Source organism: Acinetobacter sp. SwsAc2 (genome assembly GCF_013391465.1).
Taxonomy (GTDB): Bacteria; Pseudomonadota; Gammaproteobacteria; order Pseudomonadales; family Moraxellaceae; genus Acinetobacter; species Acinetobacter johnsonii.
In genome coordinates, this window is sequence record NZ_JACBEZ010000002.1 from 121,416 (window position 1) to 142,141 (window position 20,726).

The 20,726-nt window shown below is 41.5% G+C and carries 20 protein-coding genes and 4 tRNA genes; 11 read left to right on the forward strand and 13 right to left on the reverse strand.

The features are described from left to right. The 8 genes from HYI04_RS01825 to HYI04_RS01860 all read right to left on the reverse strand — a co-directional run bounded on the left by HYI04_RS01825 (position 1) and on the right by HYI04_RS01860 (position 4,018). Positions 1 to 480 (reverse strand): DUF2726 domain-containing protein, encoded by a 480-nt coding sequence (locus tag HYI04_RS01825; protein ID WP_159151465.1) that lies wholly within the window; start codon positions 478 to 480, stop codon positions 1 to 3. Between the two features lie 41 nt (positions 481 to 521). Then, positions 522 to 597, reverse strand: a tRNA-Asn gene (locus HYI04_RS01830). A 288-nt stretch (positions 598 to 885) separates the two neighbouring features. Then, positions 886 to 961 (reverse strand) — tRNA-Asn (locus tag HYI04_RS01835). 194 nt (positions 962 to 1,155) lie between these two features. Next, positions 1,156 to 1,231, reverse strand: a tRNA-Asn gene (locus tag HYI04_RS01840). Between the two features lie 4 nt (positions 1,232 to 1,235). Then, positions 1,236 to 1,311: transfer RNA gene (locus tag HYI04_RS01845), tRNA-Asn, on the reverse strand. A 144-nt stretch (positions 1,312 to 1,455) separates the two neighbouring features. Then, positions 1,456 to 2,082, reverse strand: coding sequence for a superoxide dismutase (locus HYI04_RS01850; RefSeq protein WP_010327236.1), 627 nt, complete (start codon positions 2,080 to 2,082; stop codon positions 1,456 to 1,458). Positions 2,083 to 2,290: 208 nt separating this feature from the next. Further along, complete coding sequence (locus HYI04_RS01855; protein WP_010327235.1) at positions 2,291 to 2,911, reverse strand: superoxide dismutase; 621 nt, start codon at positions 2,909 to 2,911, stop codon at positions 2,291 to 2,293. 348 nt (positions 2,912 to 3,259) lie between these two features. Then, positions 3,260 to 4,018: a Nif3-like dinuclear metal center hexameric protein gene (locus HYI04_RS01860; RefSeq protein WP_010327234.1), complete on the reverse strand. Its 759-nt coding sequence runs from the start codon at positions 4,016 to 4,018 to the stop codon at positions 3,260 to 3,262. Positions 4,019 to 4,186: 168 nt separating this feature from the next. On the opposite strand from HYI04_RS01860, the gene HYI04_RS01865 reads away from it, so the two are divergent. Next, positions 4,187 to 5,365 carry a S1C family serine protease gene (locus tag HYI04_RS01865; RefSeq protein WP_010327233.1) on the forward strand — a complete coding sequence of 393 codons (1,179 nt, stop codon included), beginning with the start codon at positions 4,187 to 4,189 and terminating at the stop codon, positions 5,363 to 5,365. A 492-nt stretch (positions 5,366 to 5,857) separates the two neighbouring features. Here HYI04_RS01865 and HYI04_RS01870 read toward each other — a convergent pair whose 3' ends face one another. The 3 genes from HYI04_RS01870 to HYI04_RS01880 all read right to left on the reverse strand — a co-directional run bounded on the left by HYI04_RS01870 (position 5,858) and on the right by HYI04_RS01880 (position 9,835). Further along, positions 5,858 to 6,820, reverse strand: a complete 963-nt coding sequence (locus HYI04_RS01870) for a Tim44 domain-containing protein (protein ID WP_010327232.1) — start codon at positions 6,818 to 6,820, stop codon at positions 5,858 to 5,860. A gap of 118 nt (positions 6,821 to 6,938) precedes the next feature. Further along, on the reverse strand, positions 6,939 to 8,330 hold the full coding sequence (gene radA / locus HYI04_RS01875) for a DNA repair protein RadA (protein ID WP_004982587.1): 1,392 nt from the start codon (positions 8,328 to 8,330) through the stop codon (positions 6,939 to 6,941). A 143-nt stretch (positions 8,331 to 8,473) separates the two neighbouring features. Beyond that, complete coding sequence (locus tag HYI04_RS01880; protein ID WP_005400491.1) at positions 8,474 to 9,835, reverse strand: sodium:alanine symporter family protein; 1,362 nt, start codon at positions 9,833 to 9,835, stop codon at positions 8,474 to 8,476. A 331-nt stretch (positions 9,836 to 10,166) separates the two neighbouring features. On the opposite strand from HYI04_RS01880, the gene HYI04_RS01885 reads away from it, so the two are divergent. The 6 genes from HYI04_RS01885 to HYI04_RS01910 all read left to right on the forward strand — a co-directional run bounded on the left by HYI04_RS01885 (position 10,167) and on the right by HYI04_RS01910 (position 15,852). Beyond that, positions 10,167 to 11,570, forward strand: a complete 1,404-nt coding sequence (locus HYI04_RS01885) for an amino acid permease (RefSeq protein ID WP_010327231.1) — start codon at positions 10,167 to 10,169, stop codon at positions 11,568 to 11,570. A 133-nt stretch (positions 11,571 to 11,703) separates the two neighbouring features. Continuing rightward, positions 11,704 to 11,928 carry a hypothetical protein gene (locus HYI04_RS01890; RefSeq protein ID WP_010327230.1) on the forward strand — a complete coding sequence of 75 codons (225 nt, stop codon included), beginning with the start codon at positions 11,704 to 11,706 and terminating at the stop codon, positions 11,926 to 11,928. 32 nt (positions 11,929 to 11,960) lie between these two features. Further along, on the forward strand, positions 11,961 to 13,211 hold the full coding sequence (gene lysA / locus HYI04_RS01895) for a diaminopimelate decarboxylase (RefSeq protein WP_010327229.1): 1,251 nt from the start codon (positions 11,961 to 11,963) through the stop codon (positions 13,209 to 13,211). 6 nt (positions 13,212 to 13,217) lie between these two features. Continuing rightward, a complete protein-coding gene (gene dapF, locus HYI04_RS01900; protein ID WP_010327228.1) occupies positions 13,218 to 14,063 on the forward strand; it encodes a diaminopimelate epimerase in 846 nt (281 codons plus the stop codon). Between the two features lie 154 nt (positions 14,064 to 14,217). Then, positions 14,218 to 15,129, forward strand: a complete 912-nt coding sequence (locus HYI04_RS01905; RefSeq protein WP_035330499.1) for a tyrosine recombinase XerC — start codon at positions 14,218 to 14,220, stop codon at positions 15,127 to 15,129. A gap of 324 nt (positions 15,130 to 15,453) precedes the next feature. Further along, positions 15,454 to 15,852, forward strand: coding sequence for a hypothetical protein (locus tag HYI04_RS01910; RefSeq protein ID WP_010327226.1), 399 nt, complete (start codon positions 15,454 to 15,456; stop codon positions 15,850 to 15,852). Here HYI04_RS01910 and HYI04_RS01915 read toward each other — a convergent pair. Together HYI04_RS01915 and HYI04_RS01920 are read right to left on the reverse strand one after the other, a co-directional pair. Then, complete coding sequence (locus tag HYI04_RS01915) at positions 15,779 to 16,384, reverse strand: GNAT family N-acetyltransferase (protein WP_010327225.1); 606 nt, start codon at positions 16,382 to 16,384, stop codon at positions 15,779 to 15,781. The two genes, HYI04_RS01910 and HYI04_RS01915, sit on opposite strands and share 74 nt — an antisense overlap. Continuing rightward, positions 16,384 to 16,878 carry an Lrp/AsnC family transcriptional regulator gene (locus tag HYI04_RS01920; protein ID WP_004695793.1) on the reverse strand — a complete coding sequence of 165 codons (495 nt, stop codon included), beginning with the start codon at positions 16,876 to 16,878 and terminating at the stop codon, positions 16,384 to 16,386. Before HYI04_RS01920 ends, HYI04_RS01915 begins: the two co-directional genes overlap by 1 nt. 114 nt (positions 16,879 to 16,992) lie before the next feature. On the opposite strand from HYI04_RS01920, the gene HYI04_RS01925 reads away from it, so the two are divergent. The 4 genes from HYI04_RS01925 (at position 16,993) to HYI04_RS01940 (ending at position 20,690) form a co-directional block, all read left to right on the forward strand. Then, on the forward strand, positions 16,993 to 17,598 hold the full coding sequence (locus tag HYI04_RS01925) for a LysE family translocator (protein WP_010327224.1): 606 nt from the start codon (positions 16,993 to 16,995) through the stop codon (positions 17,596 to 17,598). Positions 17,599 to 18,080: 482 nt separating this feature from the next. Further along, on the forward strand, positions 18,081 to 18,833 hold the full coding sequence (locus HYI04_RS01930; RefSeq protein ID WP_005400499.1) for an electron transfer flavoprotein subunit beta/FixA family protein: 753 nt from the start codon (positions 18,081 to 18,083) through the stop codon (positions 18,831 to 18,833). A 17-nt stretch (positions 18,834 to 18,850) separates the two neighbouring features. Beyond that, the gene (locus HYI04_RS01935) at positions 18,851 to 19,786 is read left to right on the forward strand and encodes an FAD-binding protein (protein ID WP_010327223.1); all 936 of its coding nucleotides are present in this window, start codon (positions 18,851 to 18,853) and stop codon (positions 19,784 to 19,786) included. Positions 19,787 to 20,081: 295 nt separating this feature from the next. Further along, a complete protein-coding gene (locus HYI04_RS01940) occupies positions 20,082 to 20,690 on the forward strand; it encodes a hypothetical protein (RefSeq protein WP_178895801.1) in 609 nt (202 codons plus the stop codon). Positions 20,691 to 20,726: the final 36 nt, after the last annotated feature.

Below are 20,726 nucleotides of genomic sequence, written 5' to 3' on the forward strand. Positions count from 1 at the left end.
TTAAGCACGCATTGCAGGCGTGATACCAATGTGTTTGTGCAGTTGGCGAATACTTGGAATTTCTGTAAAACGCAGAACAATGTAACCTGCTTCATTGAGCATGGCATCACGTTCTGCATCTTCTTGTTTTTTGCCGATGTGGGAATGATCATCGAGTTCAATAATCACCACAACCGCTAATTGTTCATCTAATAAAACGAAATCGGTGACTTTGCGGTTAAATTTGGCCCGTATTTTATAGTGGTCACTGGTAATCAGTGAGCTAAATGAAACTTGAGCTAGAACATGATGGCGTGGGAAGGCTTCTTTTAAGCGAATAAACATTTTACGTTCAAACGGCGTAATGACGTGTTTGGCATAAAACTTTTGCTTACGGCGAAACAGGTCAGGGTAGACCGTCATCACTAGTGTAATAGTGGCAAAGCAGCCGATGATAAAAAAGATGATTTGACTCAGATCGAACACAATATTTTCTAGCACAAAGAAAAAACCCACTCGCATGGAGTGGGTTTTTAGAATTTTGGCTCTCCAACCTGGGCTCGAACCAGGGACCTGCGGATTAACAGTCCGTCGCTCTACCGACTGAGCTATTGGAGAATCTGCACGCATTCTATGTGGCAAAGCTCAAAGGGTCAAGTCCTTGGCCTGATATTTTTATATAATCTGCTTTAAATGATTTAAAAATAAACGGTTTAGCTTTTATTGATACGATTTGATTCAATCTTTTTGGTTTTCCATGGAGATATTTGGGAGATTCAAGCTGAGAAGAGCCTGTATGGAAAGCTGCTTTGGAGTGATTTTGAGAGATTGGTTTTACGTATGGGTGAATGTCATTTTTATAGACAGAAAAAAGCCCAAGTCATAATGCTTGGGCTTTTTAAAATTTGGCTCTCCAACCTGGGCTCGAACCAGGGACCTGCGGATTAACAGTCCGTCGCTCTACCGACTGAGCTATTGGAGAATCTGAAATGCAGTATAGAGAAAATTACACATCGGTCAAGTTACAATTCTAAAAAAAGTCGAATTTTAGATTAAATGTTTTTTTTATAAACAATTTGATATGTCATAGCTGTATACCAGAAGGGTATAGGGTGTGGATCAAAACAATGAGTGATAAAAAAGCCCAAGTCACGATGCTTGGGCTTTTTAGAATCTTGGCTCTTCCACCTGGGCTCGAACCAGGGACCTGCGGATTAACAGTCCGTCGCTCTACCGACTGAGCTATGGAAGAATAGTGGCTCTCCAACCTGGGCTCGAACCAGGGACCTGCGGATTAACAGTCCGTCGCTCTACCGACTGAGCTATTGGAGAATCTGATGCGCATTTTAGGGAGGAAAGGAAAATGGGTCAAGCAAAAAATATTGAGAAATGAATTGTTTGCTTTATAAATATGCGTTTAGGCAGCAAAAACAAAAAAACCGCTCAAAAAGAGCGGTTTTTTAAACAAGACGAATCTTATTTTTCAACGCCAGCAGCTTGGCCTGCATATTTCGCGTTTGCATAATCCCAGTTTACAAGACTTTCAAGGAAAGTTTTGATGTAAACAGGACGCGCATTACGGAAGTCGATGTAGTAAGCATGTTCCCAAACGTCTATGGTTAACACTGCAACTTTACCGTGTGCAAGTGGAGTGTCTGCATTTGAAGTTTTAAGGATAGAAAGGTTGCCATTTACTTCGTCAGCAACTAACCAAGCCCAACCTGAACCGAATTGAGTTGTTGCCGCAGCAGCAAATTCTTCAGCGAATTTTTCGTAAGAACCGAACGCTTCATCAATTTTAGCAGCTAAAGCACCTGTTGCTTTACCACCACCGTTTTTAGCCATACAGTTCCAGTAGAATGTGTGGTTCCAAACTTGTGCTGCGTTATTGAAGATACCTGCTTTAGATGCATCACCAGCAGAAGCTGTGATGATTTCTTCTAAAGTTTTACCTTCAAGGTCAGTACCCTTGATTAGGTTGTTTAGGTTAACAACATAAGTATTGTGGTGTTTGTCGTGGTGGAATTCTAAAGTTTCTTTGCTGATGTGCGGAGCAAGATCTTCGTAGCCATATGGAAGTGCAGGTAAAGTAATGGTTGTCATGTTTCATTCCTTGCAGATTTGCTGGGTTTTACTTTAAGTGCATTTATTGTAAATGATTCTATGGACAATAGGGCAGTCTTTTAATACACAAAATATGCAAAAAACTTCGCATGGAGACATATACGATACACAAGATATCGTTAGAGTCTTTCGTGCAGAATATATTCATTTTAAAAGACTCTAAGCTCTAGATGGATTGAGGTGGTGATTAATTTTTAGTCTGCAACGCAGCATGGTAACGGCGATTTACTTCATCCCAATCGACCACATTATAAAAGGCATTGATATATTCAGGACGGCGGTTTTGGTATTTTAGATAATACGCATGTTCCCATACATCTAAACCGAGAATAGGGGTATGACCGTGCATCAGTGGTGAATCCTGATTTGCACTGCTTTCAACAATCAGCTGGTGTTCAGGTGTTACGCTCAGCCATGCCCAACCACTGCCAAAACGGCTAATCGCTGCTTTGGTAAATGCATCTTTAAAAGCATCAAAACCACCGAGTTGCTCATCAATAGCCTTTGCCACAGCCCCAGTCGGTTGCCCACCACCTTGTGGACTCATAACTGTCCAAAACAGTGAGTGGTTGGCATGACCACCTGCATTATTGATCACCATATTTTTAAGATCAGTAGGGACTTCATTGACTTTGGCAACCAAATCTTCCACAGACAGTTTCTCCCATTCTGTGCCTGCAATCGCGCCATTAATGTTATTGATGTAGGTTTGATGGTGTTTACTGTGATGAATTTCCATCGTTTTCGCATCAATATTGGGTTCGAGTGCATCATAGGCATATGGAAGAGCGGGTAAAGAATAAGCCATGTGTTTGATTCCTTTAATCATCAAAGTTTGTTTTATTGGGAGTTTTTAAAGCAGTTTTATTATCCACCTAAAAGTTAATGAGAATCAATATGTTTATTATTTGCATTTTTAGGGTGGAAGGTAGCAAGTTTTATTGTTCATATTGGGTTGGAAGTTCAGTATGTATAACAAGAATGAGATGCAAAGCGTTTTTTTGAAATGATGCTATGTTTTGATTTAAAAAGATGAAAGGCTAGGAATAATATTTTAGAAATTAATAATTTGCTGAAATGGAAGTGATATCGGATGCCATGCGATGTAAGCGCATTGAAAGGACTGGGATGAAAGAAGTCTCATCCCAGTGATTGCTTAAATCGGGTTATTTAGCTCGAAATAAACGTATTCAATATCAAATTGTTCTGAAATGGCTTGACCTAATCGCTGCACACCATAGCGTTCAGTCGCATGATGTCCGCAAGCAAAATAATGTACGCCTAATTCTTTGGCTTCATAGAAGGTACGTTCACTGACTTCGCCTGAAATATAGGCATCACAGTCTTGTTCAGCTGCTTTTACAATAAAATCTTGTGCACCACCGGTACAAAAACCGACTTTTTCAATCATGGTCTTGTCCGCAGGAAGATGGGTGACATCAAACTTTAATTTCTCAGACACAAACTTTTTAAACTCTTCTACAGGCATAGGCTGGTTTAAATAACCAATATTGCCAATAGGATGACGCTCAGATGGGTCAAGCGCTTCAATACGTTCTAGTTCGAGCAAATCTGCAATCGCTGCATTATTTCCAAGACTCGGATGGCTGTCGAGGGGGAGGTGATATGCCAACAAAGAAATGTCATGTTGAATCAGACTCTTGATCCGTTTACCGCGCATACCTGTGATGGGAGAGGCTTCACCTTTCCAAAAATAACCATGATGCACCAGTAAAAGATCTGCATTTTCTTGGATCGCGGCATCTATGGCATCTTGCGATGCTGTCACCGCAGCTAAAATTTTACGTACTTCGGTCTTACCTTCAATTTGAAGGCCATTCGGTGCATAGTCCTTAAACTCAGGTGATTTGAGGGTTTGATCACACCACTGAATAATGTCTTGTAATTTTGCCATATCGACTTAAAAACTCTTTTAAATTGATTACATCGGAACCTATTGTTTATTGTAACTAAAGCATGACAAAACTCTTGCTTATTTTTGTGCTTCGGCTTGAATTTCGCTTTACAATAGGCATAAATTACTTAGTCATCAATGAATTAAAACATTTTAGAGGGTGAAATCGTGCGCAGGACCTTTTCCTGGTTACCTTGGGTATTACTCATTTTAGTCATTGCTGGATTTTTTGCTTGGCAGCAGTATCAAAAGCCAAAAGCGCCTGTGGCGTCCGATGGGATTAAAATGCCTGCTGAAAAGGTGGAGCCTTTAATTAACACCACGCGTACCGGTGGTGTAGTTTCTTATAGCGCTGCAGTGAAAGTGGCTGCACCAGCAGTAGTAAATATTTTTACCACGCAAAAAGTCAAACAGCTTGACCATCCGTTACTCAATGATCCTGCGTTCCGTGAATTTTTTGGCAATCAAATTCCAGATCAGTTTAGCCAAAATAAAAATGAAAACAGTTTGGGTTCAGGTGTTATTGTTCGCCCAGATGGTTATATTTTGACAAACAACCATGTAATTGCTCAAGCTGATCAAATTGTTGTGGCATTGCAAGATGGTCGTCGTGCAGTGGCAAAAGTGATTGGTACCGACCCCGATACCGATTTGGCTGTGATTAAAATTGAGCTGGCAAATCTGCCTGTTTTACCCTTTAAGCTAAGTGGCAACGAAGTGGGTGATGTGGTCTTGGCTATTGGCAACCCATTTGGCGTAGGTCAAACCGTTACGCAGGGTATTATCTCTGCTACAGGACGCTCTGACCTGGGTATTAACACTTATGAAGACTTCATTCAAACCGATGCTGCGATTAATCCCGGCAATTCTGGCGGTGCTTTGATTGATGTCGCGGGGAATTTGATTGGAGTGAATACAGCAATTTTCTCTCAGTCAGGTGGGTCTTTAGGTATTGGTTTTGCCATTCCTGCAAGAATTTGCCAGCAAGTACTGAACTCTATTCTTAAAGACGGCCGTGTGGTACGTGGTTGGCTAGGTATCAGTTTATTGCCTGTTGAACAAGTCAATATTCTAGAGCCTAAAGGGCCAGGTGTGGTTGTCGCGGACGTATTAAAAACGGGACCTGCTGCAAAAGCTGGTTTAAAGAAAGGCGACAAGATTGTGAAAGTGAATGATGAAGTGATTACTTCAACCTCACATTTGATTAATTTTGTGGCTCTACAACCGCCGAATAGCACCATTCAGATTTCACTTGAGCGCGATGGCAAACCTTTAGATGTTGCTGTGGTTGTTGGGGAAAGAAAAGAGCAAAATCAGGACTCTCAATTTATCCCATTACCTGAATAAGACTAAAAAACGTAAATAAAAATGCCTCTTTTATAGAGGCATTTTTTATGTGTAGATGATTTACAGTGTAAATATTAAATGCAGAGCATGATCAGTAGAAAACCTTGTGCATTTTAAATGCCTAAGATTGGTAAATGATGATCTTAGTTTGAGTCGAAAATCAAAGCTCACTTATTTTTACATATTGCCCAATGGCATCAAGCATTCATAACGCGATTAACTTATGTGGAGTGGAAATATAAGTCTAAGTAAAATGAAAGTGTGTGGCTGAGGGTGCATTGTACAGCCTCTCATTACGCTTCTTATTTAACATCGATGATAGTTTTACTTCTAGGAAATGTTGAGCGTAACTTTTAAAAAACCATTGCTGTTATCGTTTTTGATGGTGTTTTTGTTTAAGCGAGGCGCTGATGACTCGGTTGAATCGATCGGAGGATTTATTAAGGCACAAAAAAACAGCAACCGAAGTCGCTGTTTTTATATATCTAGAAATTATGCTTCTTGTTGGATACCCGCAACGAGCCAGTCTTGGGTAGAACCAGCTGGTTTTACAAAGTGCCAAACTTCAGCAAAAGGTTGCGGTAAGCTGTTGAGATCTTCACTTACTGTACCAGTAAAACGTACGCTAACCACGTATTGGCTATTTTCTGTCGCAGAGTCCGCAACCATCGCATTAAGGTTTGAAAACTCAGCTACATCTTGATCTTGATTCGCCATAATGTCTTGATACATAGACTGGTAAAGATCAGGTGTTAAGTAACGCTGAATTTCAGAAATGTTACTTGCAGTGTTCATCGACTGAATATGATTGAAACGTTGACGAGCAATACGTAAGAAAGCCGCAGGTTCTGTACCGTCTGGCAGCTGACTACCACTATTGGTATAGGCAGCGCCAAAAGGTGCGTTGTTTTGTGGTGTAGCAGCTGAACCACCTACAGACTGACCAAAAATATTGCTATTGTCATTTGATGTACGTGGTGCAGCTTGTTGGCCAAACGGTGCTTGAGTTGAACCATTGTTTGGCGCGTATGGATTAGCTGCTACTTTTTTTTTTGCGCCCATTTTACGGAAAATGAAGAAGGCAACAGCAGCGGCAAGAAGAATCCAAATCCAGCTCGGAATACCACCTTTTTCTTCCTGTGCTTGCGCTTGAGAAGCAGAGTTATCATCTGCCAATGCATTTGCAGCAACAGCACCAATTGCAGCACCAGCTACACCAGCCGCAACCATACCGCCGACGCCTGGACCAGATTTAGCTGGAGCCGTAGCAGGCGCGCTAGGTTGTTGAACTGGAGTTGCTTGACGAGGTTGTTGATAAGACTGAGTTGGTGCAGCTTGACGGCTCATGCCGTGGCTTTTACCACCACCTGCACGTTTAGCTTCTGCGGCTAAGGGTGCAACTAAAAGAGCCGCTGTTAAAAAACCAGCAATCAAACCACGCTGTCGAACTTCCATCAAATTTTCCTACTCTATAAAAAATAAATTTTAACTCTACCTTTATGCAGTCTTTCAGCCTAAATTTCAATAAAAAACGTGTTTATTTTATGAGAAATCCAAACGAATGGAATTTAGCTTAGTTGAGTTCGTCACTTAAGCCCATGGCTTCAGTGAGCGCCTCATGTAAGCGCGCCACAGCGATGACCTTCACCCCAGCAATGTCTTTTTGCGGTGCGTTGCCTCGCGGTAGAATAATGTACTTAAAACCATGTTTAATGGCTTCTTTTAAGCGTTCCTGTCCATTGGGGACTGGGCGAATTTCCCCGGAGAGCCCTACTTCACCAAAAACAGCCAGTTGTTGTGGCAGCGCTTTACCTCGCAGGCTAGAGGCACAGGCCAATAAGACAGCCAAGTCAGAGCCTGTTTCCGTGATTTTTAAACCACCGACAACGTTGACATAGACATCTTGTCCAGATGTTTGCACGCCACCATGGCGATGCATTACCGCCAAGAGCATATTTAAACGGTTTTGTTCTAAACCTAAGGCGACTCGGCGCGGTTGACCATGTGCATCATCAACCAAAGCTTGAACCTCAACCAACAGAGGACGTGTGCCTTCACGGCTGATCATCACGATTGAGCCTGCAATGGCTTCATCATAACGACTTAGGAAAATGGCTGAAGGATTCGCCACTTCTCTTAATCCTTTATCGGTCATGCCAAAAACCCCGAGTTCATTGACTGCACCAAAACGATTTTTAACGGCACGAATCATCCGATAACGTGAGTCGGACTGACCTTCAAAGTACAGAACACAGTCCACCATATGTTCAAGCACACGCGGGCCAGCCAGTGCACCTTCTTTGGTGACGTGTCCGACAATGAACAAGGCTGTACCACTATTTTTAGCAAAACGTGTCAGTAAAGCTGCGGACTCGCGAATTTGAGAAACGCCGCCCGGCGCTGACTGGAGTGTTTCGGTATATAGGGTTTGAATGGAATCTAAAATTGCCACGGCGGGACGCTCGTGGGCAAGCATTTCACATATCCGCTCAACACAGGTTTCAGCCATGACTTTGAGTTTATCTGTGGGTAGATCAAGACGATTTGCACGCAAAGCTACTTGAGAAAGTGATTCTTCACCTGTGACATACAATGCCGCACTGTTGGCCGCGGCCATATGCGTTGCTGTTTGCAATAAAATGGTCGATTTCCCAATGCCCGGATCACCGCCAATCAGTACCACGGAACCCGTGACGAGACCACCGCCAAGCACACGATCAAACTCACCAATTCCTGTAGCCAGTCGAGTCTCATGTGAAACTGAAATTTGATTTAAGGTGCTAATAGCAGCAGCTTGACCTGCATAGCCGCCCCCCATTTTGGGCTGCGCACGATGTGTGACTGCAGGTGCAATATTGACTTCAACTAGACTATTCCATTCTCCACATTCAGAACATTGACCCGCCCATTTTGAATGGTCAGCGCCACATTGTTCACAGCGGTAAACACTTTTTGCTTTTGCCATGCTTTATTTGATGCACTATTTGGAGTATTCGATGGTTCAACAGCATACAGAGGATTGCATTTGAAATGAATGCTCTGAATCAAAAAGCCACCCGAAGGTGGCTTAACTATTGAAGATTTTAAAAATGTGCTTTGAAAATAGCCTTAGTACAACTCACCTGATTTACGTTTTTCGACAAAATCACGTGACTCTTTCACAATCACCGTCGACAGCAATAACAAGGCAATTAAGTTTGGAACCGCCATTAAACCATTAAAGGTGTCAGCAAATAGCCAGACTAAATCAAGTGATGCTACACAACCAATAAAGACTGATGCGATGTAAATGAGACGGTACAACAGCACATACTTTTCACCGAGTAAATAAGTACAGCATTTTTCGCCGTAATAGCACCAACCTAAAATGGTGGAATAAGCGAAGAACACAATACCAAAAGTCACGATCCAGCCTCCAACACCCGGCAGTAATTGGTTAAAAGTATGGGTAGTTAATACCGCGCCTGTTTCGCCACCAAAACTATTGCCCGCCATAATAAAGCCCATAACCAAAACGATCCCTGTAATACTACAGACGATAATGGTATCGATAAACGTACCTGTCATTGAGACTAAGCCTTGACGTGCAGGGTGGTCGGTTTTTGCAGCAGCTGCGGCGATCGGCGCCGAACCCATCCCTGCTTCATTTGAGAAGACGCCACGAGCGACACCGTAACGAATGACAGCACCAATTGCGCCACCTGCTACAGCTTCACCCGTAAAGGCATCACGGAAGATCAGTTCAAGTGCAGGCATGACGAGTTCAAGATGGTTGAAGATAATAATGAGGCCACCGAGGACATAGCCAATCGCCATAATCGGAACGATGAAAGAAGCGGCTTTAGAAATAGATTTAATCCCGCCTAAAATAACCAAAGCAGAAAATACCGTAATGACGATACCTGTGATCCATGTTGCAACTCCCGTACTGTTTTCAACAGCGAGCGCAACTGTGTTGGATTGTACTGAACTACCAATCCCAAAAGACGCCAAGGTGCCAAATAGTGCAAAAATCAGTGCTAACCATTTCCATTTTAGGCCGCGTTCAATGTAGTACATTGGACCGCCAGACATTTCACCTTTTTCATTTTTGATTCGGTATTTAACTGCCAGTACGCCTTCACCATATTTGGTTGCCATACCGAACAGGGCTGTCATCCACATCCAAAACACCGCACCTGGGCCACCAAGGACACAAGCGGTTGCAACACCAGCGATATTACCCGTACCAATGGTGGCAGAGAGTGCTGTCATGAGGGATGCAAAGTGGGAAATATCTCCAGTATGAGAATGTGCTTGGTCATGTTTGCCAAATACTTGTTTAAAGGCCAGAGGCAACATGCGGATTTGCCAGAAGAACAAGCGTAATGTGAGGAATATCCCTGTTCCGACAATGAGGACCAACATATAGGGTCCCCAGACCCAACCACTGATGGTTTCCATAAAAGTTTGTAAACTTTGTGTATTCATTTTTCTTTTAGTCCTCTATGTTTTAAAACTTGAAATTTCTAGAAAAATTTTGAGTTTTATTAAGCAATTGATATGCCACAGTCATGCTTCCTGCACGATTTTTTATTGATTTTTAGTCTTGTTGTATTTGTTACACGGAAATTTATTTTTGACAAGTGTTTTGCTGATTTTTTCAACAGGAACTTTTACGTGTCCTTTGTCGTGTTAAATATAAGAAAAATTAATTAACTTTTCAAAAGATGTTGAAAATATAGATTAATACAATTTTATTTTTATTTTTTTGTTCTTTTCGGGTAATTTTGGCGACTGGAAATAAAAGACGACATCAAGAATGAGTTTAGAAAATACAGAATCGACCTCTGAACAAGGTGATTTAAAACGGAGTTTATCCAACCGCCATTTACAACTCATTGCGATTGGCGGTGCGATTGGTACAGGTTTATTTATGGGGTCGGGGAAGACGATTAGTCTCGCTGGGCCATCTATTTTAATCATTTACATGATTATTGGTTTTATGGTGTTTTTGGTCATGCGCGCGCTTGGCGAATTACTGCTGTCTAACTTGAAGTACAAATCGTTTATCGATTTCTCTACCGATTTGATTGGGCCGTGGGCAGGCTATTTCGTTGGCTGGACCTATTGGCTATGTTGGATCACGATTGGTATCGCGGACTTATCAGCCATTATTTATTACCTTCAGTTCTTTAATGGAGGGATGCCGTTCACACCTGGGGAAGGGGTGATGATCAGTGTTGCGGCCATTGTGTTCATCATGGGCTTGAACTTGGTCACGGTGAAACTGTTTGGTGAGCTGGAGTTCTGGTTTGCACTGATTAAGATTATTGCCATTGTGGTGTTGATTGCCGTTGGTCTATGGATGATCTTTACAGGGTTCACTTCAACGACGGGTGAAATTGCATCATTTAGTCATCTTTGGTCACATGGAGGAATGTTCCCAACAGGCGTGACAGGCTTCCTTGCTGGTTTCCAAATTGCGATCTTTGCCTTTGTAGGTGTAGAGCTGGTCGGTACCACGGCTGCTGAAACCAAAGACCCAGAGAAAAATTTGCCTAAAGCGGTGAACTCGATTCCAATTCGTATCATTGTTTTCTATGTACTGTCTTTAGTGATTGTGATGTCAGTGACACCATGGAACGTGATTGATCCAGCGGTTTCGCCTTTTGTGAACTTGTTTAGTCAAGCGGGTATTGCAGCAGCAGCAATCATCATGAACTTGGTGGTATTGTCTTCTGTGATGTCATCAATGAACAGTGGTGTGTTTTCAACGTCGCGTATGTTGTTTGGTTTGTCTCGTGAAGATCAAGGGCCAAAAGCATTTAGCCACTTAAACAAGCGTGCTGTTCCTGCAAATGCATTGTACTTTTCAGCCATTTGTTTACTGTTAGGTGCTGCACTACAGTACTTTGTACCAAATACTGTTGAAGCCTTTACTTTGGCAACTACACTGTCGACGATTTTGTTTATCTGCGTCTGGATTATGATTATCTGGAGCTACATTGTGTATTACAAAACACGTCCAGAGTTACATGTAAAATCGACCTTTAAGCTACCGGGTGGTCTGTTTACCTGTTGGTTTGTGATTGTTTTCTTTATTGGTGTGATCTATGTGTTATCACTAGAAGCCGATACCATGAAAGCTTTAATGGTGAGTCCGATTTGGTTCATCATTTTGATTATTGGTTATTTTGGTTTCTACAAACCGAAACATAAATAATCGATGCGATTGAGAAAAACGCCAGTCTTTAACTGGCGTTTTTTTTTAACTCACTATAATCTTTAGCGCTTAGTGGTTTGGTCATGTATGTTGATCAGGTTATACTTCTTCAAAATATCAAATAGGTGATCAGATGCGTTCTGTCATTTGCTGCATCAGTGTCTTGGTGATGAGTACTGCATTCGTCGGTTGTGGTCAGTCTGGTACATTACATATGCCAAATGATCCAAACTACGACAAGCGAGCGAAATATTTGCTTTATAAAGACGCAGCATCTAAGCCGTCTGTACAAAAGGAAGATACAGCGCCCGTTAAGCAAGAGTTTGCTGCACCTTCAGTTGAAACCAATCAGCCTTAATACCTTAAACGCTTCATAGAAAGGATACATTCATGAGTTTTACCCGCAATCATGGGGTTTTGCACGCTGAGCAATGCTCGCTGCAACAGCTTGCGCAGCAATTTGGTACACCACTGTATGTTTATTCAAAAGCGACTTTTGAAAAACACTTTACAGAGATGGATCGTGCTTTTGACTTTATCGATCATCAAATTTGTTTTGCGGTCAAGTCGAACTCAAACATTGCGGTATTGAATGTCCTTGCGAAGCTCGGTGCAGGTTTTGATATTGTGACCGGCGGAGAACTGGCTCGTGTACTAAAAGCGGGTGGCGATGCTTCTAAAATTGTCTTTTCGGGTTTAGGTAAAACTGAGATCGATGTTCAAAAAGCATTAGAAGTGGGTATTGCATGCTTCAATGTCGAGTCTCATGCCGAGCTAGATCGTATTCAAAAAGTTGCAGCGAAGCTCGGCAAAAAAGCACCCATTTCACTGCGAGTCAATCCAGATGTAGATGCGAAAACGCATCCTTATATTTCAACAGGCTTAAAAGAAAATAAATTTGGTATTCCTTCAGATACGGTGTTTGAAACCTATCAATATGCTGCAACGCTGCCGAATTTAGATATTATTGGTATTGACTGCCATATTGGTTCCCAGTTGACCGAAACACAGCCTTTTGTGGATGCGCTAGATCGTGTGATTGTGATGATCGATCAGCTGAAAACCATGGGTATTCAGTTGAAACACATCGATATTGGTGGTGGTTTAGGCGTGACCTATAAAGATGAAGTACCGCCTACCGTTTTTGAATATGCCAATGCAATGAAGCCCGCTTTAGAAAAATTGGGTTTGAAAGTGTATATGGAACCAGGACGTAGTATTTCGGCAAATGCAGGGGTCCTCCTGACCAAAGTTGATTTACTCAAACCGACTATTCACCGTAACTTTGCGATTATTGATGCAGCCATGAACGACTTGATTCGTCCTGCACTGTATGAAGCATGGATGGATATTCAGCTCGTTACCCCGCGTTCAGATGTCGAGGCAAAAGAGTGGGATGTGGTTGGTGCGATTTGTGAAACAGGTGATTTCTTGGGTAAAGAGCGTCTGCTTGCACTCAAAGAAAATGACGTACTGGCGGTATTGGGTGCTGGCGCTTATGGTTTTGTCATGAGTTCAAATTACAACAGTCGCGGTCGTGCCGCTGAAGTAATGGTGGATGGTGAAAACGCACATTTGATTCGTGAGCGTGAAACCATTGAGTCGCTTTGGGACAAAGAACGTTTATTGCCTGAAGGATAATTCAAGATGTTATTAGAATTTACCAAAATGCATGGTCTAGGCAATGACTTTATGGTGGTTGATTTAATCAGCCAAAGAGCATTCCTTGATACTGTTACGATTCAGCGCTTGGCGGATCGTCATTTCGGCATCGGTTTTGATCAGTTATTGATTGTTGAGCCACCCGATTTACCTAATGTCGATTTCAAATACCGAATTTTCAATGCCGATGGTTCTGAAGTTGAACAATGTGGTAATGGCGTGCGTTGCTTTGCACGGTTTGTACATGAGCGCCAGCTCACTACAAAGACCAAGATTAAAGTGCAAACCAAGGCTGGAATTGTAGAACCTGAACTCGGTCAAAATGGCTGGGTACGTGTGAATATGGGTTATCCAAAGTTCTTGCCACAGGAAATTCCATTTATTGCGGATGCACCAGAAGCTTTGTATGACATTGCTTTGACGAACAATGAGCAATTGACCATTGATGTGGTGAATATGGGTAACCCTCATGCAGTTACAATTGTTCCCGACGTAATCACAGCTGATGTTGCACGTCTAGGGCCTCAGGTTGAATCGCATGAGCGTTTTCCGCAGCGTGTGAATGCTGGGTTTATGCAAATCATTGATGAAAAGCATGCGCGCTTACGTGTGTTTGAACGGGGTGTAGGCGAAACCTTGGCCTGTGGAACTGGAGCTTGTGCGGCTGCGATTTCAGGTATGCGCCGTGGTTTACTCGATTCATCTGTTGAGATTGAGCTCGCAGGTGGTAAGTTGCATATTGAATGGCGTGAAGGTGATGTGGTTTGGATGACGGGACCAACCTCAAATGTCTACGAAGGACGTATCGATCTGAGTTACTATCAAAACTAAGTTTAGCGTCACACAAGAAGCACTGATTCATCAGTGCTTTTTTTATGAAAAATGTACATAGGTATAGAAAGAGCTGAGACAGTGCTACTATGCAAAAGAAAATCAATCTTCCACAGAATAGAACTATAGAGGCTGACTTGTGACTTTTGAGCCCATGCAACTGCTCGCGATGTGGTTAAAACAACGAGAAATACAAAATCAGTCTACCCATACTTTGCAGGCTTATGAACGAGATGTGTCTGAATTTCTGCTATTTTGCGAACAGAAAAAGCTTGAGTTGGGCGATGTTGAAGCTACTGATTTGCGAGAATTTATTGCACAAAAAGTTGAATATCAACAGTTGAGCTCTAGTAGTTTACAGCGGATGTTGTCCTCTATTCGTCAGTTTATGAAATGGGCTGAGCAGGGGCAACATTTGGCTTTTAATCCTGCCGATGACTTTCAACTTAAACGTAAACCTCGTCCTTTACCAGGTCTAGTGGATATTGAAACCATCAATCAAATTTTGGATCAGGCCTTGCCTGAGAAAGAAGTCGAACAGCAAATGTGGTATCGAGACAAAGCTTTGCTTGAGCTGCTTTATTCCAGTGGATTACGCTTAGCGGAAGTGCAAGGCTTAAGAATTAAAGATATCGACTTTAACCGACAGTTACTGCGTATTACAGGTAAGGGTAATAAAACTCGGGTTGTGCCTTTTGGTTCTAAAGCCAAAGATGCAGTAATGAAATGGCTGAGCATTTATCCGCTGTGGAATGGTGATTTTGTGCCCGATGCACAAGTTTTTATTACTCAAAAGGGCAATCCTTTGGGGATGCGCCAGATTGAAAATCGGGTCAAGTTTCAGGCACAGCGTGCAGGCGTAAATATCGATCTGCATCCGCATTTACTCCGTCATTGTTTTGCTAGTCACATGCTGTCAAACAGTGGTGATTTGCGCGCAGTGCAGGAAATGTTAGGCCACAGTAACTTAAGTACCACCCAAATTTATACCCATGTCGATTTTGACAGACTGGCTCAAGTGTATGATCAGACACATCCACGAGCACAGCAAAAGGTGAAAAATTAGTTCATTCATACTTTAAAAATAGTGTCACAGAATGCATGCACTATAGCACTGTGTTTTAGGTTATATGCCAAAGGTCAGAACAAACGGCGTAAACACATTAGGGGATATCTATGAAAGCGCTAGGATGGACTGTGAGATTTGGCATTATTCTTGCTTGAATCAACTAGATCAATAAGTAGCAATGATCGCTCACTTTTGTTAGAAAAAGTGTGATTATGAACTTTTGTAGAATAATAAATCGGCAAAAAATAGAGTATAAACTTAAAAGAGGATGGGCTTAATGTTCCAGTTTAATGAAACGGTAGATTTAAGCTTATATTGAAGATGACAAATGTGAAAATAGGTCAGTATATGATTTCAGATATACAAGCAAAGTATGATCAACTCAGCTCCGCGCAAAAAGATATTTTTGCGGGCTATGGTTTGCGTCAGGTCAAACACTTTGTTGAAATTAGTTTAGCCAATATTGAGCCTGTACTGCCTGAAAATGCATTTGTTCAAGGTGTCAATGCAGCAGGTAAAGTTCAGGCTTTTAATGCAGAGACTGGGCAATACTATTTATGGATTTCCGATTTACAGTGGCAAGCGACTGCACAACCCTCAAATAGCATTGATTTAAAAGACGACTTTCTTGAAGTCTGGAAAATTTTTAATCTTGGACAATATGAATTGATTGATTTAAGTCATATTCATCGTGATTTTTTAGAAAGTCAGTTGGCTTAATGGCATAGAGCGTATATCGAAGCAGTGGGCTATTTTGATCAAGTTTAGGATGATTAAAATAGCCCCGATGTTGCATGCCGAGACGTTTCATTACCGCTTCAGAAGCCCTATTTTGAACTGCGGTAAAAGCAACAACCTCATCCAAGTCTAAAACCGAAAAAGCGAAATATAGGCAAGCCCGTGCAGCTTCTGTAGCATAGCCCTGATGCCAAAACTTCGAGTCCAATCGCCAACCGATTTCGACACAGGGTGAAAAATCAAAGCGTTCAGGTTGAGCATGTAAACCTGTAAATCCAATGAATTCCTGACTATGCTTTAGTTCAACTGCCCAGAAGCCCCAACCATTTTGATTGATGAATTGCTGAAACGTTTGCGCAAGGGCATCGCTTTCTGTTTGTGTGAGTGAACTAGGAAAATAACGCATCACTTGAGCATTGGCATTTAACTGTGCAAATGCAGGAAAGTCATCTGCGCGCCAAGCCCTTAGACGTAAACGCGCCGTTTCTATCGCAAACTTTAAATGCGTTGACATTAGATTTCATCAAGTGGGAGTTGGAAACTTTGTTTAATGATTTGACTTGGCAAGTCTGTTTTGACACTGGTAATGCCATTCTTTTTGGTCAAATGTGTGGATTGGAACTCGCGATAACTTTCTAAATCAGGTACTACAACTTTCAGCATTGCATCGCATTCCCCTAAAATAATGTAGCATTCCATGACTTGAGGGAGCTCTTTCATGGCTTCAATAAAGGTGTCGATGGTTTCGGCATCTTGACCGACCAGCCAAATACGTGAGAACAGAATCAGTTGAAGGCCAATTTTTTGTGGATCGACCACTGTGGTATAATTTTGAATAACACCTGCTTCTTCTAATAGTTTGACGCGTCTTAGGCATGAAGACGGTGATAGACCGATTTCTCGTGCTAAGTCATTATTTTGAATACGACCATTGTCTTGTAAGTGGCGAATGATATTTTTATCAATACGGTCAAGTTTTATGCGCACAGACTTTGGTGATTGTTTCATATCTTAGAATATAATTTGAAAAATACGTTTTATTATAGAATAAATTGAAAGCCAATTTTGTATTATTTCGCACATACTAATTTTCACTTTCTAATGGATGAAAGGGGAAAGGAAATGTCTGTATATGTACTCTTTGCACTGACCGTGCTGCCGCTGATTTTTACACCTGGGCCAGATATGTTATTTATTCTGTCTCAAGTTATGGGCAAAGATGCAAAAGCAGGCATGATGGCGACTGTCGGCGTATGTACAGGCTATTTACTACATTCAATTTTAGTGGCTTTGGGTATTGCTGCCATTATTGTGTCTTTCCCGCTTTTATTTGAAACCATCCGCTGGTTAGGCATTGCATATTTGTTGTATTTGGCCTTTGGTTTATTAAAGTCGGTTTTTAGTACTAAAAAATTGCAACTAGACCGAAAAACGGAAAATAACTTGATCAAAAAAGGCTTTTTTACTGCACTATTAAATCCCAAAGGTATGCTTATCTATTTTGCGATCTTGCCGCAATTTATCGACAAATCTGCCAACACTGTCAGTCAAGGTTTGATTTTATCTTTACTTTTTATCGCGATGATTTTTGTGGTCTACTGTAGTTTGAGTCTGGTTTTTGCAAAACTGACACAGAAGTCCCCAATAGATGAACGTAAACAAAAATGGATTGATGGTACTTCAGGTGGTTTGCTGGCATTGGCCGCGACATGGCTGATTGCCAATTAAACTCAGAGAAGCATGTCAAAATGGCATGCTTTTTTTTTGAGGAAGTTTTTTAGAATGGTTAATAAAGCAGCAATATTGTGTCATCGTATATCTAGAATAATGAGTATTTGAATCTAAGGCTGTGTGATCTATCTTAAATGACAGATTTGTGAAGCCTGATAAAGATGTGAACAGACAGTCAATAATCTATTTGATGGTGAATATTAGAGAAAAGAAATCAAATCTTTGAATAATGTAAATCAGATAAAAATATAATAAAAATCATAACTTAATCTGAGTGCGATTTTGTGCAAATATAGTGCGTACAAAAAAGTATGAACGCGTCGTTCAGCTAAATTTACGCATTTTTACAGCTCTTTGGTGAATTGTGACTTGACCGAAATGCCGTACACATTGCAAGATAGGGCACCTAAAAAAATTTAAGTGAAGAGTTAAACTAACTTTTCTCAACATTTACATTTGCTAAAACAGCCGAGGATTACATGAAGGCTCTTGTTGCTGTAAAACGTGTGGTTGATGCCAACGTTAAAGTTCGCGTTAAGCCGGACAACAGTGGTGTTGACTTAACCAACGTTAAAATGTCAATTAACCCATTCTGTGAAATCGCAGTGGAAGAAGCGGTTCGCTTAAAAGAAAAAGGAACTGTTTCAGAAATCATCGTTGTTTCTATTGGTCCTAAAGAAGCGCAAGAGCAAATCCGTTCTGCTATGGCGCTTGGTGCTGACCGCGGTATTTTAGTTGAAGCTGATGACAGCCAACTGGGTGCTTTAGAAATTGCGAAAGTGTTGAAAGGCGTTGTTGACGCTGAACAACCTCAGTTGATTCTTCTTGGTAAGCAAGCAATTGATGATGACTCTAACCAAGTCGGCCAGATGCTTGGTGCGCTTTTAGGTGCAGGTCAAGGTACTTTTGCTTCTGAAGTTAAAGTTGATGGCGACAAAGTACAAGTAACTCGTGAAATCGACGGTGGTTTACAAACTGTTGAACTTGCACTTCCAGCGATCATCACCACTGACTTACGTTTGAACGAGCCACGTTATGCTGCTCTTCCAAACATCATGAAAGCGCGTAAAAAACCGCTGGATACGAAGTCTCCTGCTGATTTTGGTGTTTCTACAACAACTAAACTTAAAACAGTTAAAGTTGAAGCGCCTGCTGAACGTAAAGCTGGCGTACAAGTGAAGTCTGTAGACGAACTTGTAGAAAAACTAAAAAATGAAGCGAAAGTGATCTAATACAGAAGGATAAAATCATGAGTATTTTAGTTATCGCTGAGCACGACAACAAAGCACTAAATGGTGTAACTTTAAACGTTGTTGCTGCAGCTCAAAAAATCGGTGGTGATATCACTGTATTAGTTGCTGGTTCTGGCGCTCAAGCTGTTGCTGATGCTGCTGCAAAAGTTGCGGGTGTAAGCAAAGTATTACTTGCTGACAACGCAGTTTATGCAAACCAATTGGCTGAAAACGTTGCAGCTTTGGTTGCAGATATTGCTAAAGGTGGTTTCAAACACGTATTGGCTGCATCAACTACAACGGGTAAGAATATTCTTCCACGTGTTGCTGCTCTTCTTGACGTGAGCATGATTACAGACATCATTGCTGTTGAATCTGCAAATACGTTCAAGCGTCCAATCTATGCAGGTAACGCGATTGCAACAGTTCAGTCTGATGAAGCAATCATTGTTGGTACTGTACGTGGTACAGCATTTGACCCAGTTGCTGCTGAAGGTGGTTCTGCTGCGGTTGAAGCTGTAAGCGAAGCAAAAGATGCGGGTATCTCTAAGTTTGTTGCTGAAGAGATCGTGAAATCTGAACGCCCAGAATTAACTGCTGCGCGTATTGTGGTTTCAGGTGGTCGTGGTGTGGGTTCAGGTGAGAACTACCATACTGTTCTTGATCCATTGGCTGACAAATTGGGCGCTGCTCAAGGTGCATCACGTGCTGCGGTTGACGCTGGTTTCGTTCCAAACGACATGCAAGTAGGTCAAACAGGTAAAATTGTTGCGCCTGATCTGTATATCGCTGTAGGTATCTCTGGTGCAATCCAGCACTTGGCAGGTATGAAAGACTCTAAAGTGATCGTTGCGATCAACAAAGACGAAGAAGCACCTATCAATGCAGTAGCAGATTACTGGTTAGTAGGTGATTTGAATACCGTTGTTCCAGAGTTAGTATCTAAAATCTAATTCCTGACAACGTTTCAAAAAACGCTTTTGTGCAAGCAGTTTAAGCAATGCTTAGCTGTCATGTGCAGGAGCGTTTTTTTATGTGCGTAAATCAATCTCAATATTATAAAAAATCAAAATCACTCGATATTTATTTTGTTATTTTAAGTCCTTGTATTTTGCAAATAATAATGAAAATTTAAGCATTTCTTAAGATGAGTGTGCATCTGAATATTCAGATTTATGATACTATTTGCCATCCATTTTTAAGCTTAACTTACACAAAACATTTTTTGTTAAGTTGGGAGTTGTAATCTTGCTGATTGATACGCGTGTATCTTGGTCTGTTCTGATCCTTGCTGTTCTGTGTCTAATTTTTCCATTTTTAGCTGATCTGCAGTTTCCACTTTTAGGTGGTGCTGTTGTACGTGGCGTCGAAAATATTCAAGCATTACTTTTATTGATATTTGCTGTATTTAGCTATTTTTACATGCAGCCAATGCGTCTTTCTGATGGTAAAAAGTATTTTTGGATCTGGGCTGTGCTGTGGTGGTTGCTTTTGTTTGGACGTAGCACCAGTTGGGGTAGGGACTATTTCCCTGAAGTCCCAAAAGTATATTTTCGTGGCATCTCGGTGGTTTTGATTGGTTCAGTCGTATTTATGTTGTTGGTTAAACCATTGCGCCATGAGATTGCGATAAAAATGAAGAACATTACGATACCTGCTTGGGCAATGCTGCTCACGGTGTTGGGTTTGATTATTTCTGACGGCATTGAACACAGTCGCATTTATGGTGGAATTTTCTTACATCAGATTGCATATAAAGACCTGATGGAGGAGCTATATGAGTTTCCTTTAATACTGGGCTTGTTTATGGTGGCATTTCATATTATGCAGCGCGATAAGCAAGAGATCGATCAGTAAGTTCAAAGATAGGCAAGACATGGCTTAAAGCTCTCA

What these genes read in the sequence shown, in the direction of transcription:
- HYI04_RS01850 (WP_010327236.1), bottom strand. Translation starts at nt 2,082, where the DNA reads ATGACAACCATTACTTTACCTGCACTTCCATATGGCTACGAAGATCTT.
- HYI04_RS01855 (WP_010327235.1), bottom strand. Translation starts at nt 2,911, where the DNA reads ATGGCTTATTCTTTACCCGCTCTTCCATATGCCTATGATGCACTCGAA.
- HYI04_RS01860 (WP_010327234.1), bottom strand. Translation starts at nt 4,018, where the DNA reads ATGGCAAAATTACAAGACATTATTCAGTGGTGTGATCAAACCCTCAAA.
- HYI04_RS01870 (WP_010327232.1), bottom strand. Translation starts at nt 6,820, where the DNA reads ATGGAAGTTCGACAGCGTGGTTTGATTGCTGGTTTTTTAACAGCGGCT.
- radA (WP_004982587.1), bottom strand. Translation starts at nt 8,330, where the DNA reads ATGGCAAAAGCAAAAAGTGTTTACCGCTGTGAACAATGTGGCGCTGAC.
- HYI04_RS01880 (WP_005400491.1), bottom strand. Translation starts at nt 9,835, where the DNA reads ATGAATACACAAAGTTTACAAACTTTTATGGAAACCATCAGTGGTTGG.
- HYI04_RS01885 (WP_010327231.1), top strand. Translation starts at nt 10,167, where the DNA reads ATGAGTTTAGAAAATACAGAATCGACCTCTGAACAAGGTGATTTAAAA.
- HYI04_RS01890 (WP_010327230.1), top strand. Translation starts at nt 11,704, where the DNA reads ATGCGTTCTGTCATTTGCTGCATCAGTGTCTTGGTGATGAGTACTGCA.
- lysA (WP_010327229.1), top strand. Translation starts at nt 11,961, where the DNA reads ATGAGTTTTACCCGCAATCATGGGGTTTTGCACGCTGAGCAATGCTCG.
- dapF (WP_010327228.1), top strand. Translation starts at nt 13,218, where the DNA reads ATGTTATTAGAATTTACCAAAATGCATGGTCTAGGCAATGACTTTATG.
- HYI04_RS01905 (WP_035330499.1), top strand. Translation starts at nt 14,218, where the DNA reads ATGCAACTGCTCGCGATGTGGTTAAAACAACGAGAAATACAAAATCAG.
- HYI04_RS01910 (WP_010327226.1), top strand. Translation starts at nt 15,454, where the DNA reads ATGACAAATGTGAAAATAGGTCAGTATATGATTTCAGATATACAAGCA.
- HYI04_RS01915 (WP_010327225.1), bottom strand. Translation starts at nt 16,384, where the DNA reads ATGTCAACGCATTTAAAGTTTGCGATAGAAACGGCGCGTTTACGTCTA.
- HYI04_RS01920 (WP_004695793.1), bottom strand. Translation starts at nt 16,878, where the DNA reads ATGAAACAATCACCAAAGTCTGTGCGCATAAAACTTGACCGTATTGAT.
- HYI04_RS01925 (WP_010327224.1), top strand. Translation starts at nt 16,993, where the DNA reads ATGTCTGTATATGTACTCTTTGCACTGACCGTGCTGCCGCTGATTTTT.
- HYI04_RS01930 (WP_005400499.1), top strand. Translation starts at nt 18,081, where the DNA reads ATGAAGGCTCTTGTTGCTGTAAAACGTGTGGTTGATGCCAACGTTAAA.
- HYI04_RS01935 (WP_010327223.1), top strand. Translation starts at nt 18,851, where the DNA reads ATGAGTATTTTAGTTATCGCTGAGCACGACAACAAAGCACTAAATGGT.